This is a genomic window from Rhodoferax fermentans (assembly GCF_002017865.1).
GTDB classification, from domain to species: Bacteria; Pseudomonadota; Gammaproteobacteria; order Burkholderiales; family Burkholderiaceae_C; genus Rhodoferax; species Rhodoferax fermentans.
In genome coordinates this window covers 1,265,631-1,282,546 of the sequence record NZ_MTJN01000002.1, presented here as the reverse complement: position 1 = coordinate 1,282,546, position 16,916 = coordinate 1,265,631, and the positions used below count along the sequence as shown (strand labels likewise).

The following is a 16,916-nucleotide window of genomic DNA, read 5'->3' as shown; positions in this document are numbered from 1 at the left end:
ATCAGGAACACATCATGGGAAAAGTCACTGGTTTCATGGAATACGAGCGCATCGAAGAGGGCTACAAGCCGGTGCCCGAGCGCTTGAAGAATTACAAAGAGTTTGTGATTGGTCTGGACGACACCCAGGCCAAAACCCAGGCCGCCCGTTGTATGGATTGCGGCACGCCGTTCTGCAACAACGGCTGCCCGGTCAACAACATCATCCCGGACTTCAACGATCTGGTGTACCAAGCCGACTGGCAAAACGCCATCGACGTGTTGCACAGCACCAACAACTTCCCCGAGTTCACCGGGCGCATCTGCCCGGCGCCGTGTGAAGCGGCCTGTGTGCTCAATGTCAACGATGACGCGGTCGGCATCAAGTCGATTGAACACGCCATCATTGACCGGGCTTGGGCCGAGGGCTGGGTCAAACCCCAACCTGCCAAACACAAGACCGGCAAAAAAGTCGCGGTGGTGGGCTCCGGCCCGGCTGGCATGGCGGCGGCGCAGCAGCTCGCACGCGTGGGCCACGATGTGACCCTGTTCGAGAAAAACGACCGCGTCGGTGGTCTGCTGCGTTATGGCATTCCGGACTTCAAGATGGAGAAGTCACACATTGACCGCCGGGTCGAGCAACTCAAGCTTGAAGGTGTGACGATCCGCACCGGTGTGCTGGTGGGCGCACTGCCCAAGGGCAGCAAGGTCACCAACTGGGCCAAGGAAACCGTTTCATCCGCGCAGCTGCAGGCCGAGTTTGATGCGGTGCTGCTGTCCGGTGGTTCGGAACAGTCGCGTGATTTGCCAGTGCCTGGGCGCGATCTCGACGGGGTCCACTTTGCGATGGAATTCCTGCCGCAGCAAAACAAGGTCAATGCGGGCGACAAGTTAAAAAACCAGTTACGCGCCGACGGCAAACATGTGATCGTGATTGGTGGCGGTGACACCGGCTCAGACTGTGTGGGCACCAGCAACCGCCATGGTGCGGTCAGTGTCACCCAGTTTGAGGTGATGCCACAGCCCCCGGCGCAAGAAAACCGCCCGATGACCTGGCCCTACTGGCCGATGAAGATGCGTACCAGCTCCAGCCACGACGAGGGTTGCACCCGCGAGTTCGCCATCTCCACCAAGGAATTCATCGGTGAAAAAGGCAAACTCACCGGCTTGAAGACGGTTCACATCGAACTCAAAGACGGCAAGATGGTCGAAATTCCCGGCACCGAAAAGACCTACCAGGCCGATCTGGTGCTGCTGGCCATGGGTTTTGTCAACCCGGTTGCCACCGTGCTGGATGCCTTTGGTATCGAGAAGGACGCCCGTGGCAACGCCAAGGCCAGCACCGACTTTGTGGGCGGTTACGCCACCAATGTGCCCAAGGTGTTTGCCGCTGGCGATGTGCGCCGGGGGCAGAGCCTGGTGGTGTGGGCCATCCGCGAAGGCCGCCAGGCAGCCCGCGCCATCGACGAGTTTTTGATGGGTTTCAGCGACCTGCCACGTTGAGTGGCAGACCGCGACCAGGTGTGGCCAGGCGGCCCCAGGGGCTTTCCTTTATGATCAAGGGTTCGGGTTTACCCCGACCCCAAGACCCATGACCGCCACTTCTTCACATTCACTGGTTGAAATACGTCACCTGAGCTTCGGCTACGGTGAACGTGTGATCCTGGACGATATTTCGCTGGACATCCCGCGTGGCAAGGTCACGGCCTTGATGGGCGCCTCGGGCGGTGGCAAAACCACCATCCTGCGCCTGATTGGTGGCCAGATCTGTGCGCAACAAGGCCAGGCCCTGTTTGACGGGCAGGATGTGACCCACATGACCCAGGCCGAGTTGTACACGGCGCGGCGGCGCATGGGTATGTTGTTCCAGTTTGGCGCCCTGTTTGCCGACCTCAGTGTGTTTGAAAACGTGGCCTTTCCGCTGCGTGAACACACCGATCTGTCGGATGCCCTGATCCGAGACATCGTGCTGATGAAACTCAATGCCGTGGGCTTGCGTGGCGCACGCGATTTGATGCCCAGTGACCTGTCGGGTGGTATGGCGCGGCGTGTTGCCATGGCGCGTGCCATTGCGCTTGACCCGGAGCTGGTGATGTACGACGAACCCTTTGCCGGTTTGGATCCGATCTCGTTGGGCACAGCCGCGACGCTGATCCGGGAGCTCAACGACGCCATGGGCCTGACCAGCATTTTTGTCTCGCACGATCTGGAGCAGACCTTTGCGATTGCGGATCAGGTGATCATTTTGGCCAACGGCAAAATCGCGACCCAGGGCACGCCCGATGAGGTGCGCCACAGCACCGACCCGCTGGTGCACCAATATGTCCACGCCTTGCCAGAAGGGCCGGTGCATTTCCATTACCCGGGGCCCAGTGTGAAACAGGATTTTGGTGGCGAGGTGCAGGCATGAGTTGGTACCAGCCCAAAGACATTGGTTTTGCTGTGCGCAGGCATCTGGATGCCATGGGTTATGCGGCACGCCTGTTTGGCCGGCTGCTGGCAACGGTGGGTTACGCGTTCAAACGCAATGTGCTGGTGCGTGACCAGATCCATTTTTTGGGCAACTATTCCCTGCCGATCATCACGGTGGCCGGGCTGTTTGTCGGATTTGTGTTCGGGCTGCAGGGTTATTACGTTTTGAAACGTTATGGCTCCGCCGAGTCGTTAGGCTTGATGGTGACCCTGAGCCTGTTGCGTGAACTCGGGCCGGTGGTGTCAGCCCTGCTGTTTGCCGGGCGTGCCGGTACCTCGCTGACCGCTGAAATCGGCTTGATGAAAGCCGGTGAGCAGATCAGTGTGATGGAAATGATGGCGGTCGACCCGATTGAGCGGGTGCTGGCGCCACGTTTCTGGGCCGGTGTGATCACCATGCCGCTGCTGGCGGCCATGTTCAGCGCCACCGGTGTCATTGGTGGCTGGGTGGTGGGGGTGTTGATGATCGGGGTGGATGGTGGCGCCTTCTGGAGCCAGATCCAGGGTGGTGTGGATGTGTTCCAGGACCTGGGCAACGGCGTCATCAAGAGTATTGTGTTTGGGGTGGCGGTGACCTTTATTGCGCTGCTGCAGGGTTACAACGCGCAGGCCACGCCCGAAGGTGTGGCCAAGGCCACCACCCGCACGGTGGTGATGGCGTCGCTGACGGTACTGGGCCTGGACTTCATCCTGACCGCGATGATGTTCACGGTATGACAAATGCACAACAGGTGTGTGGGGCTGCAGCACGATCGCAGCACACGACACCGAGTGTTAACCAATAAGAAAGAAGGGGTTTGAATGCAACGTTCAAAGAATGATGTCTGGGTGGGGATGTTTGTGCTGCTGGGTGCGGTCGCAATTCTGTTTCTGGCACTGCAGTCGGCCAATTTGCTGAGCCTCAATTTCCAGAAGACTTACATGGTGACCGCCAAGTTTGACAACATTGGTGGCCTCAAGCCCAAGGCGGCGGTCAAAAGTGCCGGTGTGGTGGTGGGCCGGGTGGAAGACATCGCGTTTGACGACAAGTCGTTCCAGGCCCGTGTCACCCTGGCATTGGAAGACCGGTATGTGTTTCCCAAGGACAGTTCGCTCAAGATCCTGACCAGTGGCCTGCTGGGTGACCAGTATCTGGGCATCGAAGCCGGTGCAGATGATAAAAACTTGGCAAAAGGAGACGTCATCTCCAGCACCCAATCGGCCGTGGTGCTGGAGAATCTGATCAGCCAGTTTCTGTACAGCAAAGCAGCAGAACCTGCGGCGCCTGAAACCAGCAAATAGTTGAAGGGACAGCTCCAAGCATGAATACAAAAAAAATCACTCAGGGAACCCCGCGTTTCACCACCCGCTTGATGCTGGTGGCGGCGGTGTTGTTGCTCAGCGCTTGCGCCACCGGCCCCAATGCCAACCCGCGCGACCCGATGGAGCCATTCAATCGCGGTGTCTACGGTTTCAACGATGCGGTTGACCGTGCGGTGATCAAACCGGTGGCGACCGCTTACCGCGACGTCTTGCCATCACCCGTGCGCACCGGCGTCAGCAATTTTTTCTACAACTTGCAAGACCTGTGGTCGTTTGTGAACAACACGCTGCAGCTCAAGGGTGAGGGTGCTGGCAACAGCATCGTGCGTTTTGGGGTGAACACCGTGTTTGGTCTGGGTGGTCTGATCGACATCGCCAGCGAGATGCGTATCGAGCGCCACACCGAAGACTTTGGCCAGACCCTGGGGCGCTGGGGTGTGGGTGCCGGCCCCTACATGGTTTTGCCTTTTGTAGGGCCCTCCACGGTGCGTGACACTGCCGCCTTGCCGGTGGACATGACGGGCAATGTGGTGTCGCATGTGGACCATGTGCCCACGCGCAATTCAGCCACGGTCCTGAACCTGGTGGACCGGCGCTCGCAGTTGCTGGATGCTTCGCGCATGCTCGACGAAGTGGCCCTGGACCCCTATGCTTTTACCCGCGATGCGTATTTGCAACGCAGGCGCAACCAGGTGTATGACGGCAACCCGCCGGATGAAGACGCTTATGTGCCTGCCAACGATGCGACTGGTCAATAAATTTTGGATGGAATCACGATGAAACGACGTTTTTTGCTGAGTAGCCTGCCTTTGATCGGTACCACCCTTCTGGGTTGGCATGTTGGCTCGGCCTGGGCGGCTGACGAAGCCCCTGACGCGCTGATCCAGCGGCTGACCAAAGAGGCCATTGACCTGATCCAGTCAGACAAAGCGGTGCAGTCCGGTGATGTGGCGCGCATCATGCAGTTGCTGGACCAGAAGATCATGCCCAACCTGAACTTTCAGCGCATGACTGCCTCCGCCGTGGGCCCCGCCTGGCGCCAGGCCACACCTGAGCAGCGCGCACGGTTGCAGGCCGAGTTCAAGACCCTGCTGGTGCGTACCTATTCCGGCGCCATGAGCCAGGCCAAAAACCTGACATTCAGCATCAAACCGATGCGCTATGCGCCAGACGACAAGGAAGTGATTGTGCGCACCCTGATCCATGGCCGTGGTGACCCGGTGCAACTGGACTACCGCCTGGAAAAAACCCCGGGTGAGGGCGCTGGCTGGAAGATTTTTAACCTCAACGTGCTGGGTGTCTGGCTGGTGGACACCTACCGCAGCCAGTTTTCGCAGGAAATCAATGCCAAAGGCATTGACGGCCTGATCGCCACCCTGAGTGAGCGCAACAAATCCAATGCCGCTGGCGACACCAAGGCCAGCAAGGGGTAAATGTGCTTGAGCTGCCTGCCCAACTGACCCACACCAGCGCCAGCGCCTGTCTGCTTGAGCTGGCGGCAGCTGTGCCCAATCAGTCTGCCGAGGTGGTGGTCAGTGCGACCAAGCTGGGGCGTTTTGACTCGGCAGCGCTGGCGGTGCTGCTGTCCTTGCGCCGCGATGCGCTGGCACTGGGCAAAACCTTTTCGGTGACCAAGCTGCCACAGCGCTTGACCGATCTGGCGCGTTTGTATGGCATTGAGGAGCTGCTGCCCGACAGGCGGCAGACCCCCCGGTAAAATAGCGGCCCCATGTCCGCCATCTCCTTCCAGTCTGTCTCCAAAGCCTACCCTTCTCCCCGTGGTTCTCAGAGCGACACCTTTCTGGCGCTTGACCGGGTCAGTCTGGACATTGAGCCCGGCGAGTTTTTCGGCCTGCTCGGCCCCAATGGCGCGGGCAAAACCACCCTGATCACCATCCTGGCTGGTCTGGCCCGGGCCACTTCGGGGCGCGTCTCGGTGCTGGGCAGTGATGTCCAAACCGACTACGCCGCCGCACGTCGCAAGCTCGGCGTGGTGCCGCAAGAGCTGGTGTTTGACCCGTTTTTCAACGTGCGTGAAGCATTGCGCTTCCAGTCAGGTTATTTCGGTGTCAAACACAACGACGCCTGGATCGACGAGCTGCTGGAGAGCCTGGGCCTGACCGACAAGGCCCACGTCAACATGCGGGCCCTCTCAGGCGGCATGAAACGCCGCGTGCTGGTGGGCCTGGCGCTGGTGCACAAACCACCAGTGATTGTGCTGGATGAGCCCACCGCCGGGGTCGACGTGGAACTGCGCCAAACCCTGTGGGCGTTTATTGCCAAACTCAACCAGCAGGGCAGCACCGTGCTGCTGACCACCCATTACCTGGAAGAGGCCGAGGCCCTGTGTGGGCGCATCGCCATGCTCAAGCAGGGGCGGGTGGTGGCGCTCGACACCACCAGTGCGCTGCTCAAGGCCGCCTCCGGCAATGTGCTGCAATTCAAGATTGATAGCGAACTCCCCCCGTCTTTGAAGGTCGGAGCCCGTATCACGGGTCGGGTTGTGCAATACCCGGCCACCGACGCGCTGGCGATTGAACGCTACCTGGCCGCCGCGCGTGAGGCCGGGCTGATGCTGCAGGACATCGAGATCCGCCGCGCCGACCTGGAGGACGTGTTCCTCGAAGTGATGAAACGTCACGCACCGGCCGAGTCGCCCACCGCCGAGGTGAACGCATGACCGGCTGGCAAATGCTCTTTTACAAAGAAGTCATGCGCTTCTGGCGTGTGGTCGGCCAGACCGTGGGCGGCCCGGTGTTGACCGCGATGTTGTATCTGCTGATTTTTGGCCACGCGCTTGAATCCCACGTCAAGGTCTACGGTCAGGTCAGTTACACCGCGTTCCTGGTGCCCGGCTTGGCCATGATGAGCTTGTTGCAAAACGCCTTTGCCAACAGTTCCTCCTCGCTGATCGCCAGCAAGGTCATGGGCAACCTGGTGTTTTTGTTGCTCACACCGCTGTCCTACTGGCACTGGTTTGTGGCCTACGTGGGCGCGTCCATCGTGCGTGGCCTGGTGGTGGCGCTGGGGGTGTTTGGGGTGTCGGTGTTTTTCACCGACCTGAACCTGGTGGCGCCGCTCTGGGTGGCCGTGTTTGCGCTGATGGGTGCGGCGCTGATGGGCGCGCTGGGTCTGATTGCCGGTCTGCATTCGGAGAAGTTCGAGCAACTCGCGGCCTTCCAGAACTTCATCGTCATGCCCATGACCTTTTTGAGCGGGGTGTTTTACTCGATCCATTCCTTGCCTCCGTTCTGGCAGAAGGTCAGCCACGTCAACCCGTTTTTCTACATGATCGACGGCTTTCGCTACGGCTTTTTTGGGGTGAGCGATGTGTCCCCCTGGCTCAGCCTGGGCGTGGTCAGTGCCACCCTGGTGGTGGTCAGCCTGACTGCGTTGTACCTGCTGCGTATCGGTTACCGTATCCGTTCCTGAGCTTCTTTAACCGCCACAGGCCGTGTGTATGCACGGCCTGGCCAACACCTCCATCCCCATGACCGCTGACCAACTCAAAGCCCTGATTGCCGCCCACCTGCCTTGTGAGCATCTTGAGGTCGATGGCGACGGCCGCCACTGGTATGCGGTGGTGGTGTCAACCGAATTTGAAGGCAAACGTGCTATTGCCCGCCACCAGCGTGTCTACGCCACGCTGGGCGACAAGGTGAAGACCGACGAGGTGCACGCCCTGTCGATCAAAGCATTCACACCGGCCGAATGGGCCGCCCAACCCCGCTAAATCCCCCTAAGCCATGGACAAACTTCTGATTCGTGGTGGCCGCCCCTTGTTGGGTGAGGTCACCATCTCCGGCGCCAAAAACGCCGCCCTGCCCGAACTGTGCGCCGCGCTGCTCACCAACGAGCCGGTCATCCTGCACAACGTGCCGCGCCTCAAAGACGTGGCCACCATGCGCACCCTGCTCGAGCACATGGGTGTCAAGACCGAGACCTTTGGGGAGCGCGGTGGCATGGGTTTCCATGCGGCTGACCCGATCCGCCCCGAAGCCCCTTATGAACTCGTGAAAACCATGCGCGCCTCGGTGCTGGCACTCGGCCCGCTGCTGGCGCGGTTTGGCCAGGCCAAGGTGTCCTTGCCCGGTGGCTGCGCGATTGGCTCGCGCCCGGTGGACCAGCACATCAAGGGCCTGACCGCGATGGGTGCCGAGATTGTGGTCGAACACGGCTACATGGTCGCCAAGCTGCCCGCAGGCCGCACCCGCCTCAAAGGCGCACGCATCACCACCGACATGGTGACGGTGACCGGCACCGAAAACTTCCTGATGGCCGCTTGCCTGGCCGAGGGCGAAACCATCCTGGAAAACGCCGCGCAAGAGCCCGAGATCCCTGATCTGGCCGAGATGCTGATCAAGATGGGCGCGAAGATTGAAGGCCATGGCACAAGCCGCATCCGCATCCAGGGCGTGGAGACGTTGCACGGCTGCACCCACCAAGTGGTGTCGGACCGCATCGAAGCTGGCACCTTTTTGTGCGCGGTGGCTGCTGCCGGCGGTGATGTGCTGGCGCGCCACGCCCGCATCGACCACCTGGAGGCCGTGGTCGAAAAACTGCGCGAAGCGGGTGTGACGATCACTGCTGTAGAAGACGGCATCCGCGTCCAGTCCAGCGGCGCGGCCCAGCTCAAGGCGCAAAGCTTTCGCACCACCGAGTACCCGGGTTTTCCGACCGACATGCAGGCGCAATTCATGGCGCTCAACAGCGTGGCGCAAGGCACGGCCAAGGTCACCGAGACGATTTTTGAGAACCGCTACATGCACGTCAACGAACTCGTGCGCCTGGGTGCCAAGATCCAGATCGACGGCAAGATTGCCCTGGTCGAAGGTGTGCCCCAGCTGTCGGGCGCCACCGTGATGGCGACCGACCTGCGCGCCTCGGCCAGCCTGGTGATTGCCGGCCTGGTGGCCAAGGGCGAAACCTGCGTGGACCGCATCTACCATCTGGACCGCGGTTACGACCAGATGGAAAACAAGCTGCGTGCGCTGGGTGCCGACATCGAGCGTGTGAAGTAAGCGTTTGAGTATTCCTGTTTTTATAGCTACCCGCCCTTTTTGAATAAGGGCTAGAGGCCAAAATGATCACTATTGCACTGTCCAAGGGCCGGATTTTTGAAGAAACCATTCCTCTCCTCAAAGCCGCAGGCATCGAGGTGCTGGAAGACCCGGACACCTCGCGCAAACTCATCCTGACCACCAACCAGCCCGATGTGCGGGTGCTGGTGGTGCGCGCCACCGATGTGCCCACTTATGTGCAGTACGGCGGTGCCGACATGGGCATCACCGGCAAGGACACGCTGCTGGAACACGGCAGCCAGGGCCTATACCAGCCGCTCGATTTGCAGATCGCCAAATGCCGCATCAGCGTGGCGGTGCGCTCCGACTTCGACTACAAAAGCGCGGTCAAAAAAGGCTCGCGCCTCACGGTAGCCACCAAATACGTGGCGATTGCGCGCGACTTCTTTGCCAGCAAAGGTGTGCACGTTGACCTGATCAAGCTCTACGGCAGCATGGAACTCGCCCCGCTGGTCGGTATGGCCGACGCGATTGTGGACCTGGTGTCCACCGGCAACACGCTCAAGGCCAACCACCTGGTTGAAGTCGAACACATCATGGACATCAGCTCACGCCTGGTCGTCAACCAGGCCGCACTCAAGCTCAAACAGGCGCCCATGCGCCACATCATTGACGCGTTTGAGTCGGCGGTGGTGTGAGGGGCTAAGCTCTGAACGTGATGCGCCAAGCTGGCACACCGCGCGGCTCAGAGATCGTGGAAAAGTGGCTTGGGGGTAATGGAGCCCATTCAGTCACCTCTGCAGCGTGACATCCAGGCCAGGTCAGATAAACTGGTTGGCCAGAACATCCGCAGGCCTACGTCGAACTGGGCGTCGTCGCCCCAGTCGCCCAGCGGCTTACTTCGCGACGAACCAAGGAAGCTGCCATGACCACTCCACCCAGCGCGGACGGTGTTTGCGCAACCAGCCGACTGCTCCCGTTCACAGCCGCGCAGATTTATGCCGCGTTTGCTGATGCCAATCTGCTGGCGATCTGGTGGGGGCCAGACGGTTTCACCAACACCTTCGAGCGATGTGAGTTCAGGCCCCAAGGGCGCTGGACCTTTGTCATGCATGGTCCGGATGGCAAGAACTACCCCAATGACAGCGTGTTTCTCGAAGCCTCGCCGCAGAGGATTGTGGTCCGTCACCTGTCGGCGCCCAACTTCACGCTCACCATCACCTTGACAGAAACCGATGGGCAAACGCATGTCCTTTGGCATCAGGCTTTTGATGATCCACGGGTGGCTGCCAGTGTGGCGCACATCATTGCTCCCGCCAACGAGCAGAACCTCAATCGCCTGCATGCGGCGCTGTTGGCTGCGCGTCCGTGACGCCGGGCTGAGGAGGCCATGACGCCAGCATTGCCCACACCATGCGCCTAGCCCTTCTCTCCGATATTCACGGCAACCTTGCCGCCCTAGAAGCCGTCACCACCGACCTGCGCCGCCGGGGTGTGGATCAGGTGGTGAACCTGGGTGACAGCCTGTCCGGCCCGCTGTTGCCGCGAGAAACCGCCCAGTTCCTGATGGCTCAGGGCTGGCTGAGCCTGGCGGGTAACCACGAGCGTCAGTTGCTCACACAAAACGCGGATCAGATGGGGCTCTCTGACGCTTACGCCCACTCCCAACTGAGCACCCAGGAGTTCGACTGGATCAGGTCTTTGCCACCCAGCGTGCGTCTCAGCCCCGATGTGTTTTTATGCCACGGCTCACCGCGCAGTGATGTCGAGTACTTTCTGGAAACCCTGGATGCGGGTGTGGTCCGCCAAGCCACCGCGGCTGAGGTCGAAACCCGCCTGAGCGACGAACTCGCGCCCCTGGTGGCCTGCGGCCACACCCATGTGGCGCGGGTGCTGCATACCCGGCGTGGGCAACGGCTGATGAATCCGGGCAGTGTGGGTCAGCCAGCGTATGACGACACCCACCCGGTGCCCCATGTGGTGGAGACCGGCTCGCCTGACGCGCGTTACGCCATTGTTGAGCAGCACAAGGACGGCTGGTGTGTGTCCCTGCTGTCGGTGCCCTATGACCACCAGTCCATGGCCCAGTTGGCCCGATTGCGTGGCCGCTCCGAGTGGGAACACGCTTTGCTCACCGGCTACATGCCCTGAGAGCGTTGTGGATCACACAAGTTATGCGCTGGCCTGCTGCCAGCATTTTTCACCGGGCCAGTTGGATGGCCGCTGACTTCTGACTTCAAACATGCCGATGAACATTCAAACAGCCACGATGGCGGATGCTGCTGCGCTGGTGGGTATGGCGCTCACCTTTCGCAACCACCTTGAAAGAACCACCCCCACACAGGCCCAGTTTGAGCAAAGCATCACGGTGCTGCTCAACTCGCCGGATGCGCGGTTTTTGATCGCTGCCAGTGACGACGGCCCCATCGGGTATGTGCTGCTTCGCTTCAGGTACTCCATGTGGGTGGGTGGTGCCGAGGCCACCATCGAAGACCTGTTTGTGGACCCGACCCATCGCAAAAACGGTGTGGGCCGCGCACTCATTCAGGCAGCTCTGCAGGCCGCCACAGACCAGGGCTGTTTGTCGGTCTGCCTGGATACCAACGAGTTCAACGTCGCCTCCAACGCCATCTACACCCAGTTGGGCTTCAACGCGGTGTCCAAGCGCTGGAACGGGCGCCAAATCTTCTACCGCAAACCCCTTACCCCCACCGCTGTGGCCAGTTGACCCGCTGTGGTGGCATCACCGGCCAGCTGGCAGGTTCGGAAATTTTGGTGTTTTGAGGCGCTAGCCCTCGTTGAATAAAGGCGATATGCTCTATCTTTGGTAGCGTTTTGATGGCTGTTGCCCCGTGGATGACTCTGGCCGCCGCGGACCGGAACGAGCGCCCCGCTAAACTTGGGCCAACCCGAAGCCTGCCACCATGAACTCAACAGCCACCCCCGCCCGTTTATCCACCGCTGACAGCTCTTTTGAGGCTGATTTCAAGGCCCGCCTGCACTGGTCCGCTGAGACCGACGCTGGCATCGAGCAGCGTGTGGCCGACATCCTGGCCGACGTGCAGGCGCGCGGTGATGCCGCCGTGCTGGACTACACCACCCGTTTTGACGGTTTACAAGCCGCCACGATGGCCGAGCTGGAGCTGACCCAGGCCGAACTCAAGGCCGCCTTTGAGACCTTGCCCGAGGTGCAACGCAGCGCACTCGAATCTGCCGCCAAACGCGTGCGCAGCTACCACGAGGCCCAGAAAAAGGCCAGCGGCGAGAGCTGGAGCTACCGCGACGACGACGGCACACTCTTGGGCCAAAAAGTCACCCCGCTGGACCGCGTGGGCATCTATGTGCCCGGCGGCAAGGCTGCCTACCCCAGCAGTGTGCTGATGAACGCCATCCCCGCGCATGTGGCCGGTGTCGGTGAAATCATCATGGTGGTGCCCACGCCCAAGGGCGAAAAAAATGCCCTGGTGCTGGCTGCCGCCTATGTGGCCGGTGTCACACGCGCCTTCACCATTGGCGGCGCACAAGCCGTGGCCGCGCTGGCCTACGGCACGGCCACTGTGCCCAAGGTGGACAAGATCACCGGCCCCGGCAACGCCTACGTGGCCAGCGCCAAAAAACGTGTGTTTGGTGTGGTCGGCATCGACATGATCGCCGGCCCCAGCGAAATCCTGGTGCTGGCCGATGGCACCACGCCGCCCGACTGGGTGGCGATGGATCTCTTCAGCCAGGCCGAACACGACGAGCTGGCGCAAAGCATTTTGTTGTGCCCCGATGCGGCGTACATCGCGCAGGTGCAGGCCAGCATCACCAAGCTGCTGCCCGAGATGCCCCGCCGCGAGATCATTGCCAAGTCACTCAACGACCGCGGCGCGCTGATCCTCACCCGCAGCATGGAAGAAGCCTGCGCCATCAGCAACCGCATTGCGCCGGAGCATCTGGAAGTCTCCAGCCGCGACCCTCACCGCTGGGAGCCGCTGCTCAAACACGCAGGCGCCATCTTTTTGGGCGCATTCACCTCCGAAAGCCTGGGCGACTACTGCGCCGGGCCGAACCACGTGTTGCCCACCAGCGGCACCGCACGCTTCTCGTCACCGCTGGGGGTCTACGACTTCCAGAAACGCAGCAGCCTGATCGAAGTCAGTGAAGCCGGTGCCCAGACTCTGGGCCAAATCGCCTCGGTACTGGCCCACGGTGAAGGCCTGCAAGCCCATGCGCGGGCGGCGGAGATGCGGCTGCACAGCCAAGCCTGATACCTGTTCCTCGTTGGCTGGGGCTGCCACGCTAAGTTGGCTCTCCGGATGGGTGGCCAACATGGCTGTGGTCAGCGTGCAGCAGTCAGCTGCTATGCAGTTTGTAGTGGTATGCCCTTGTTAAACGAGGGCTAGGGGCTGATTTGGCTGGAAGTGTTCAGAAAGTGCCGTGTCCGAGGTGAACGTTTGACGTGAGGGCGGTACGTGGGCGCAACCCGTTGGGCCGACATGTTAAAAATCATTTCCAAACCTGCCACCATTTGCGGACTGCCCCGTCGCTCAGTGGCTTTGACAAAGATGCATAGACCTCAAAATGGTTGTGGTCTAAAGCTGCGTTTTCTTCATCGTGTTTGAAGCCGACAACTTCGTTGGCAATCTGTAGAGGAACTTCAAAATAGAAGTCAACTTCTTTTGCGCCCAGATCCTCCGCGTCCTGCTGTTCTGCGGCTTCCGCTGCAGCGATGTTGTATGTGGCAGGAAGCGTCCCTTCGGTTTTGAGATGCCGCATGTCCTGCTGCGCATCGTGTTCAACGCTCCACACCTTTTCACCGTGTACCCAGAACTCAGCGGAAGAGAACATCACGTGCTCCTCGACACGACATGCAATCACTTGGGCTGTCTTCGATAGTGCTGCAAGGCTTGATTCCAAAATCAATGGATGGTCGAAACGCGGCGCGATGACCAGATGCCACCCGTCACGCAGCGCATGGCCGGTGACCGATTTGCGTCCCCATTCAGCCCTACTGCCGGTTTTCGAAAGCCCGAGAGTTTCAAGGCCAGTTTCGACAGCGGCGCCCTTAAACGCGAGCCAGGAAAGTGAGTAGCCCATGGTGACCTTTCATGTGGAAGTAAGCGGCCTGCACGGTTGTTCGCGTATGTTCGCTCGACTTCAGGGTTATGCATAGATTTGCCTCAGGGTAGAAACCGTTGCTTGATGCTCTTTGCCGACTAGGCCAAGCGATTGATGAAAGCGAAAGCCGGACTTCTTGATTTTGGCCGCATCAAGAGCCATACCAGCATGAGTGCGTGCTGCCTCAATGTCTCGCAACGCATAGCTAATGATGCTGTACGCGGCATGCCACTTGAACTCGTCGACAGGAAACTTGAGGTCACCCGCTCGTTCCTCGAGTACAGAGAATGCCGATGAAAACTCGCTGTCCATGCCGATAGACGCAACGAAGTATGGGTACTCAACATACGTTGTGGTCTTTTGCTGAGGCCTCTGTCGCTCGATTGCCAATATCTCCTTCATTGCAGCGACTGCCAGTGCATTGTTTCTTATTGACTGATAAGCGGCGGCCCGAGCGCTCAATGCACGGACATCTTCAAATTGCCCCTTCTGTGTGGCGAAGTAAAGATCAACCAATTGAAGTGCTGCTTGGGGGTGTGATCGGGAAAGCGTGAGTGCTTGGATCACGAGGTATTGGTCCCTCTGAGTGCGTGAGCGCGCCAGCTTCGCAAGGAAGCGCTCCTGAATGTCGGAACTCCAGTCTGAGTTGCGGAACCAGTCAGTAGGCGTCATAGGCGCCACCACTCCATGAGATTGGTCTTGTGATTCCAGAACAGATGGATGGCGTCACAGTCGCCGCCGCTGAGGTGGAGCGACTTTGTGGTGTTGGATGGGCGACAACCGGGCAACTGCTCATCCATAGGACGGCAAACCTGTTCACCGACGCCCAATTTGGCGGGTGCTTCGCAAATCGCTGCTTGGATCGAAGGGCTGATGCCGAAGTGCTGGTAGTCCGTGCGGTAGCGGCCACCCTTGGCTGAAGATGCGCGTATTGCCAAGACCAGCCCGTCGCCTTTGTAGCCGACGACTGCAAAGTCAGGCTTGCCATCACCATTGAAATCGCCTTCGACGAGCGTGCCTCTGTCCCACCTGACGCCTGGTGCCCCGGCGGCAATGAGCTCCGCCGCGCGAGCGGACTGTTCTGGCGCGGCGGCCGAACCGCTGGTGCAGCTGATAAGGGCGCCGAGCGCGAGAATAAGTTGCTTCATGATGCCTGACGTGGAGGTCACCGGCGCTGCGCGGCTTTGTCGCGCAGCATCCAGTGGGCCGCAGGGTTATGCCTCATGCTTAGCGCCCTCTCAGCAATTCGGCGATTTCGTTTGCGATTTCTTGCACGGTGTGGGTTGCCGTACTGCGGGCAACCTTGTCTGCAAGCGACGGACTGAAGTCGATAACTTCTTGCTTTGTGATGTTGTGCCAGATAGGCAGAAGAATCTGCTCGCCGGACACAGTGCGAGTAACGATCCCGTCGAGCTCGTAGTTAGTCCAGCCCTTCGATACAAACGACGGCGAGAGGACGACCAGCCCAACCCGGCTTTTTGCCAAGCCCTTGTCGATCTTTTGTCTCAGGCTATCGCCGATGCGGAGGGTGAATTCGTCGTACCAAACCTTGAGCCCCTTACCCACCAACTCGACAGCAAGTGACCTCACAATAGTGTCCTTGTCTTCGGACGCATGGGAGATAAACACGTCGAAGACTTCAACCCCCGGTTCAACTTGTGGCGGTTGTTCCCGCACCAAGCTTGGAACAGATGACAGCGGTGCCTCCCGTATCTCGGGCAGCATTCCCGGCAACGTGCGAACGGAGGCCCGGGTACTTCCACGAAGTCCTTGCATATCAACGGCCACATACCAGTGCCCGGAACTTGGGACCTGTAGGCGGATAGGAGACTGCTTGGCCAGCCCTCCAATGTATTGGTGCCGGCGACCACTCTTGTAGTTTGAGAACTCCGAACTCGTCATTAGGCGTACGTTGGCACCACTCGTGAGGGTTATCTCAACAATCTCGCCGCGCTGTCGGCTGCCAAGATCGAACTGCAAAAAGCTCAAGATTGCGCTCCCATTGATGAGGCATAACGCAATGTAGACTGCGAAATCCCGCCGGATGTTCTGGCGTTTTGGCAGGAGATAACACCCGTTAGCCCTCGTGGAATATGCTGGATATGCTCTGAAAAAAAGAGTGACCAACCCGGCAGATGCCGGTTGTGTGGAGTGGTTGCCAAGGTCGTCATGTGAATTCCCTCCCGTTGGGGGCCTGGTTGTAGGCGCCGGTACTTTCATCTAGCTTGCAGCCGCGTGCGGTGGGTGAAGAAAACAACAATACAGCCGCCGCCAACCACATTCCCAGCGTCGCAATCACGAAAATAAACACGAATTTCGTGCACCACGAATTTCGTGTAAACTGAATTCGCCATGAAAAACGTCACAATCACCGTCGAAGACAGCACCTTGGAGTGGGTGCGCATCGAGGCGGCGCGGCGCAACACCAGTGTGTCGCGGCTGGTGGGTGAGATGCTCACCGAGAAGATGCAGTTTGACGATGCCTACACCCGTGCGCAGCGCGACTGGGAGGCCGACACCTCCAGCTTCAACGCGGGTGGCAAGGCGTACCCGGTGCGCGGGGGGCAGCATGGCTAGCCCGCTGGATACCACCGGCGCCATCGTTTTTGTGGACACCAACGTGTTGTTGATGGCCGACGATGCGTTTGACACCACCCGCCAGGCCCGTGTGCGTGACTGGTTGCAGGCACTGTGGCAGCGCCGCGCCGGGCGTGTCAGCACGCAGGTGCTGAGCGCGTATTACGTCAGCGCCACGCAGCACTTTGGCATGCCGCTGGGTGACGCCCGCGCCAAGTTGCGCCGTTACCAACTCTGGCAGCCCTGGCAGATTGACCACCAGACGGTGGAAACCGCCTGGGGTGTGGAAGCCCGTTTTGGCCTGCCTTATTGGGATGCGCTGATCGTCGCCGCTGCCGCACAAAGTGGCGCCAGCCATGTGTTGTCGCTCGATTTGATACACGGCCAGCAGATCGACGGCGTGAGCATTCTGAGTCCGCTGCTGGCCACCCCAGGTGAGCTGGCGCTGGCTGACTGATTTTTTGAG

22 protein-coding genes are annotated in these 16,916 nt (G+C 60.0%); 18 read left to right on the top strand and 4 right to left on the bottom strand.

What is annotated here, in order from left to right:
- Positions 1-14 precede the first annotated feature (14 nt).
- The 16 genes from RF819_RS06315 to hisD all read left to right on the top strand — a co-directional run bounded on the left by RF819_RS06315 (position 15) and on the right by hisD (position 13,023).
- Complete coding sequence (locus RF819_RS06315; RefSeq protein ID WP_078364192.1) at positions 15-1,481, top strand: glutamate synthase subunit beta; 1,467 nt, start codon at positions 15-17, stop codon at positions 1,479-1,481.
- Positions 1,482-1,569: 88 nt separating this feature from the next.
- Positions 1,570-2,388, top strand: a complete 819-nt coding sequence (locus RF819_RS06310; protein ID WP_078364191.1) for an ABC transporter ATP-binding protein — start codon at positions 1,570-1,572, stop codon at positions 2,386-2,388.
- Positions 2,385-3,167 (top strand): lipid asymmetry maintenance ABC transporter permease subunit MlaE, encoded by a 783-nt coding sequence (mlaE, locus tag RF819_RS06305; RefSeq protein ID WP_078364190.1) that lies wholly within the window; start codon positions 2,385-2,387, stop codon positions 3,165-3,167. The genes RF819_RS06310 and mlaE overlap by 4 nt, the downstream gene beginning before the upstream one ends.
- 84 nt (positions 3,168-3,251) lie before the next feature.
- The gene (mlaD, locus tag RF819_RS06300; protein WP_078364189.1) at positions 3,252-3,731 is read left to right on the top strand and encodes an outer membrane lipid asymmetry maintenance protein MlaD; all 480 of its coding nucleotides are present in this window, start codon (positions 3,252-3,254) and stop codon (positions 3,729-3,731) included.
- 20 nt (positions 3,732-3,751) lie between these two features.
- Entirely contained in the window at positions 3,752-4,510 is a 759-nt protein-coding gene (locus RF819_RS06295) for an MlaA family lipoprotein (RefSeq protein ID WP_078364188.1), read from the top strand.
- An 18-nt stretch (positions 4,511-4,528) separates the two neighbouring features.
- Complete coding sequence (locus tag RF819_RS06290; protein WP_078364187.1) at positions 4,529-5,185, top strand: MlaC/ttg2D family ABC transporter substrate-binding protein; 657 nt, start codon at positions 4,529-4,531, stop codon at positions 5,183-5,185.
- A gap of 2 nt (positions 5,186-5,187) precedes the next feature.
- A complete protein-coding gene (locus RF819_RS06285; protein ID WP_078364186.1) occupies positions 5,188-5,469 on the top strand; it encodes an STAS domain-containing protein in 282 nt (93 codons plus the stop codon).
- A 12-nt stretch (positions 5,470-5,481) separates the two neighbouring features.
- Positions 5,482-6,432, top strand: a complete 951-nt coding sequence (locus RF819_RS06280; protein ID WP_078364185.1) for an ABC transporter ATP-binding protein — start codon at positions 5,482-5,484, stop codon at positions 6,430-6,432.
- Positions 6,429-7,184, top strand: coding sequence for an ABC transporter permease (locus tag RF819_RS06275; protein ID WP_078364183.1), 756 nt, complete (start codon positions 6,429-6,431; stop codon positions 7,182-7,184). The genes RF819_RS06280 and RF819_RS06275 overlap by 4 nt, the downstream gene beginning before the upstream one ends.
- 58 nt (positions 7,185-7,242) lie before the next feature.
- Complete coding sequence (locus tag RF819_RS06270) at positions 7,243-7,485, top strand: BolA family protein (protein ID WP_078366804.1); 243 nt, start codon at positions 7,243-7,245, stop codon at positions 7,483-7,485.
- A gap of 13 nt (positions 7,486-7,498) precedes the next feature.
- A complete protein-coding gene (gene murA, locus RF819_RS06265) occupies positions 7,499-8,773 on the top strand; it encodes a UDP-N-acetylglucosamine 1-carboxyvinyltransferase (RefSeq protein WP_078364182.1) in 1,275 nt (424 codons plus the stop codon).
- 62 nt (positions 8,774-8,835) lie between these two features.
- A complete protein-coding gene (gene hisG / locus RF819_RS06260) occupies positions 8,836-9,471 on the top strand; it encodes an ATP phosphoribosyltransferase (protein ID WP_078364181.1) in 636 nt (211 codons plus the stop codon).
- 227 nt (positions 9,472-9,698) lie between these two features.
- The gene (locus RF819_RS06255; protein WP_078364180.1) at positions 9,699-10,145 is read left to right on the top strand and encodes an SRPBCC domain-containing protein; all 447 of its coding nucleotides are present in this window, start codon (positions 9,699-9,701) and stop codon (positions 10,143-10,145) included.
- Positions 10,146-10,186: 41 nt separating this feature from the next.
- Positions 10,187-10,924, top strand: a complete 738-nt coding sequence (locus RF819_RS06250; RefSeq protein WP_078364179.1) for a metallophosphoesterase family protein — start codon at positions 10,187-10,189, stop codon at positions 10,922-10,924.
- 97 nt (positions 10,925-11,021) lie between these two features.
- Positions 11,022-11,501 carry a GNAT family N-acetyltransferase gene (locus tag RF819_RS06245; RefSeq protein ID WP_158081238.1) on the top strand — a complete coding sequence of 160 codons (480 nt, stop codon included), beginning with the start codon at positions 11,022-11,024 and terminating at the stop codon, positions 11,499-11,501.
- Positions 11,502-11,697: 196 nt separating this feature from the next.
- On the top strand, positions 11,698-13,023 hold the full coding sequence (gene hisD / locus RF819_RS06240) for a histidinol dehydrogenase (RefSeq protein WP_078364177.1): 1,326 nt from the start codon (positions 11,698-11,700) through the stop codon (positions 13,021-13,023).
- A gap of 238 nt (positions 13,024-13,261) precedes the next feature.
- Here hisD and RF819_RS06235 read toward each other — a convergent pair whose 3' ends face one another.
- From RF819_RS06235 to RF819_RS06220, 4 genes are all read right to left on the bottom strand, one after another.
- Positions 13,262-13,852, bottom strand: a complete 591-nt coding sequence (locus RF819_RS06235) for a hypothetical protein (protein ID WP_078364176.1) — start codon at positions 13,850-13,852, stop codon at positions 13,262-13,264.
- A gap of 66 nt (positions 13,853-13,918) precedes the next feature.
- Complete coding sequence (locus RF819_RS06230; protein ID WP_078366803.1) at positions 13,919-14,545, bottom strand: hypothetical protein; 627 nt, start codon at positions 14,543-14,545, stop codon at positions 13,919-13,921.
- The gene (locus tag RF819_RS06225) at positions 14,542-15,021 is read right to left on the bottom strand and encodes a hypothetical protein (protein WP_143541617.1); all 480 of its coding nucleotides are present in this window, start codon (positions 15,019-15,021) and stop codon (positions 14,542-14,544) included. The genes RF819_RS06230 and RF819_RS06225 overlap by 4 nt, the downstream gene beginning before the upstream one ends.
- A 79-nt stretch (positions 15,022-15,100) precedes the next feature.
- Positions 15,101-15,862 (bottom strand): DUF1883 domain-containing protein, encoded by a 762-nt coding sequence (locus RF819_RS06220; RefSeq protein ID WP_078366802.1) that lies wholly within the window; start codon positions 15,860-15,862, stop codon positions 15,101-15,103.
- Between the two features lie 363 nt (positions 15,863-16,225).
- Here RF819_RS06220 and RF819_RS21655 point away from each other — a divergent pair, with 363 nt between their 5' ends.
- Together RF819_RS21655 and RF819_RS06215 are read left to right on the top strand one after the other, a co-directional pair.
- Positions 16,226-16,450, top strand: coding sequence for a CopG family transcriptional regulator (locus RF819_RS21655; RefSeq protein ID WP_227330555.1), 225 nt, complete (start codon positions 16,226-16,228; stop codon positions 16,448-16,450).
- Positions 16,443-16,907 (top strand): PIN domain-containing protein, encoded by a 465-nt coding sequence (locus tag RF819_RS06215; RefSeq protein ID WP_242472908.1) that lies wholly within the window; start codon positions 16,443-16,445, stop codon positions 16,905-16,907. The genes RF819_RS21655 and RF819_RS06215 overlap by 8 nt, the downstream gene beginning before the upstream one ends.
- Positions 16,908-16,916: the final 9 nt, after the last annotated feature.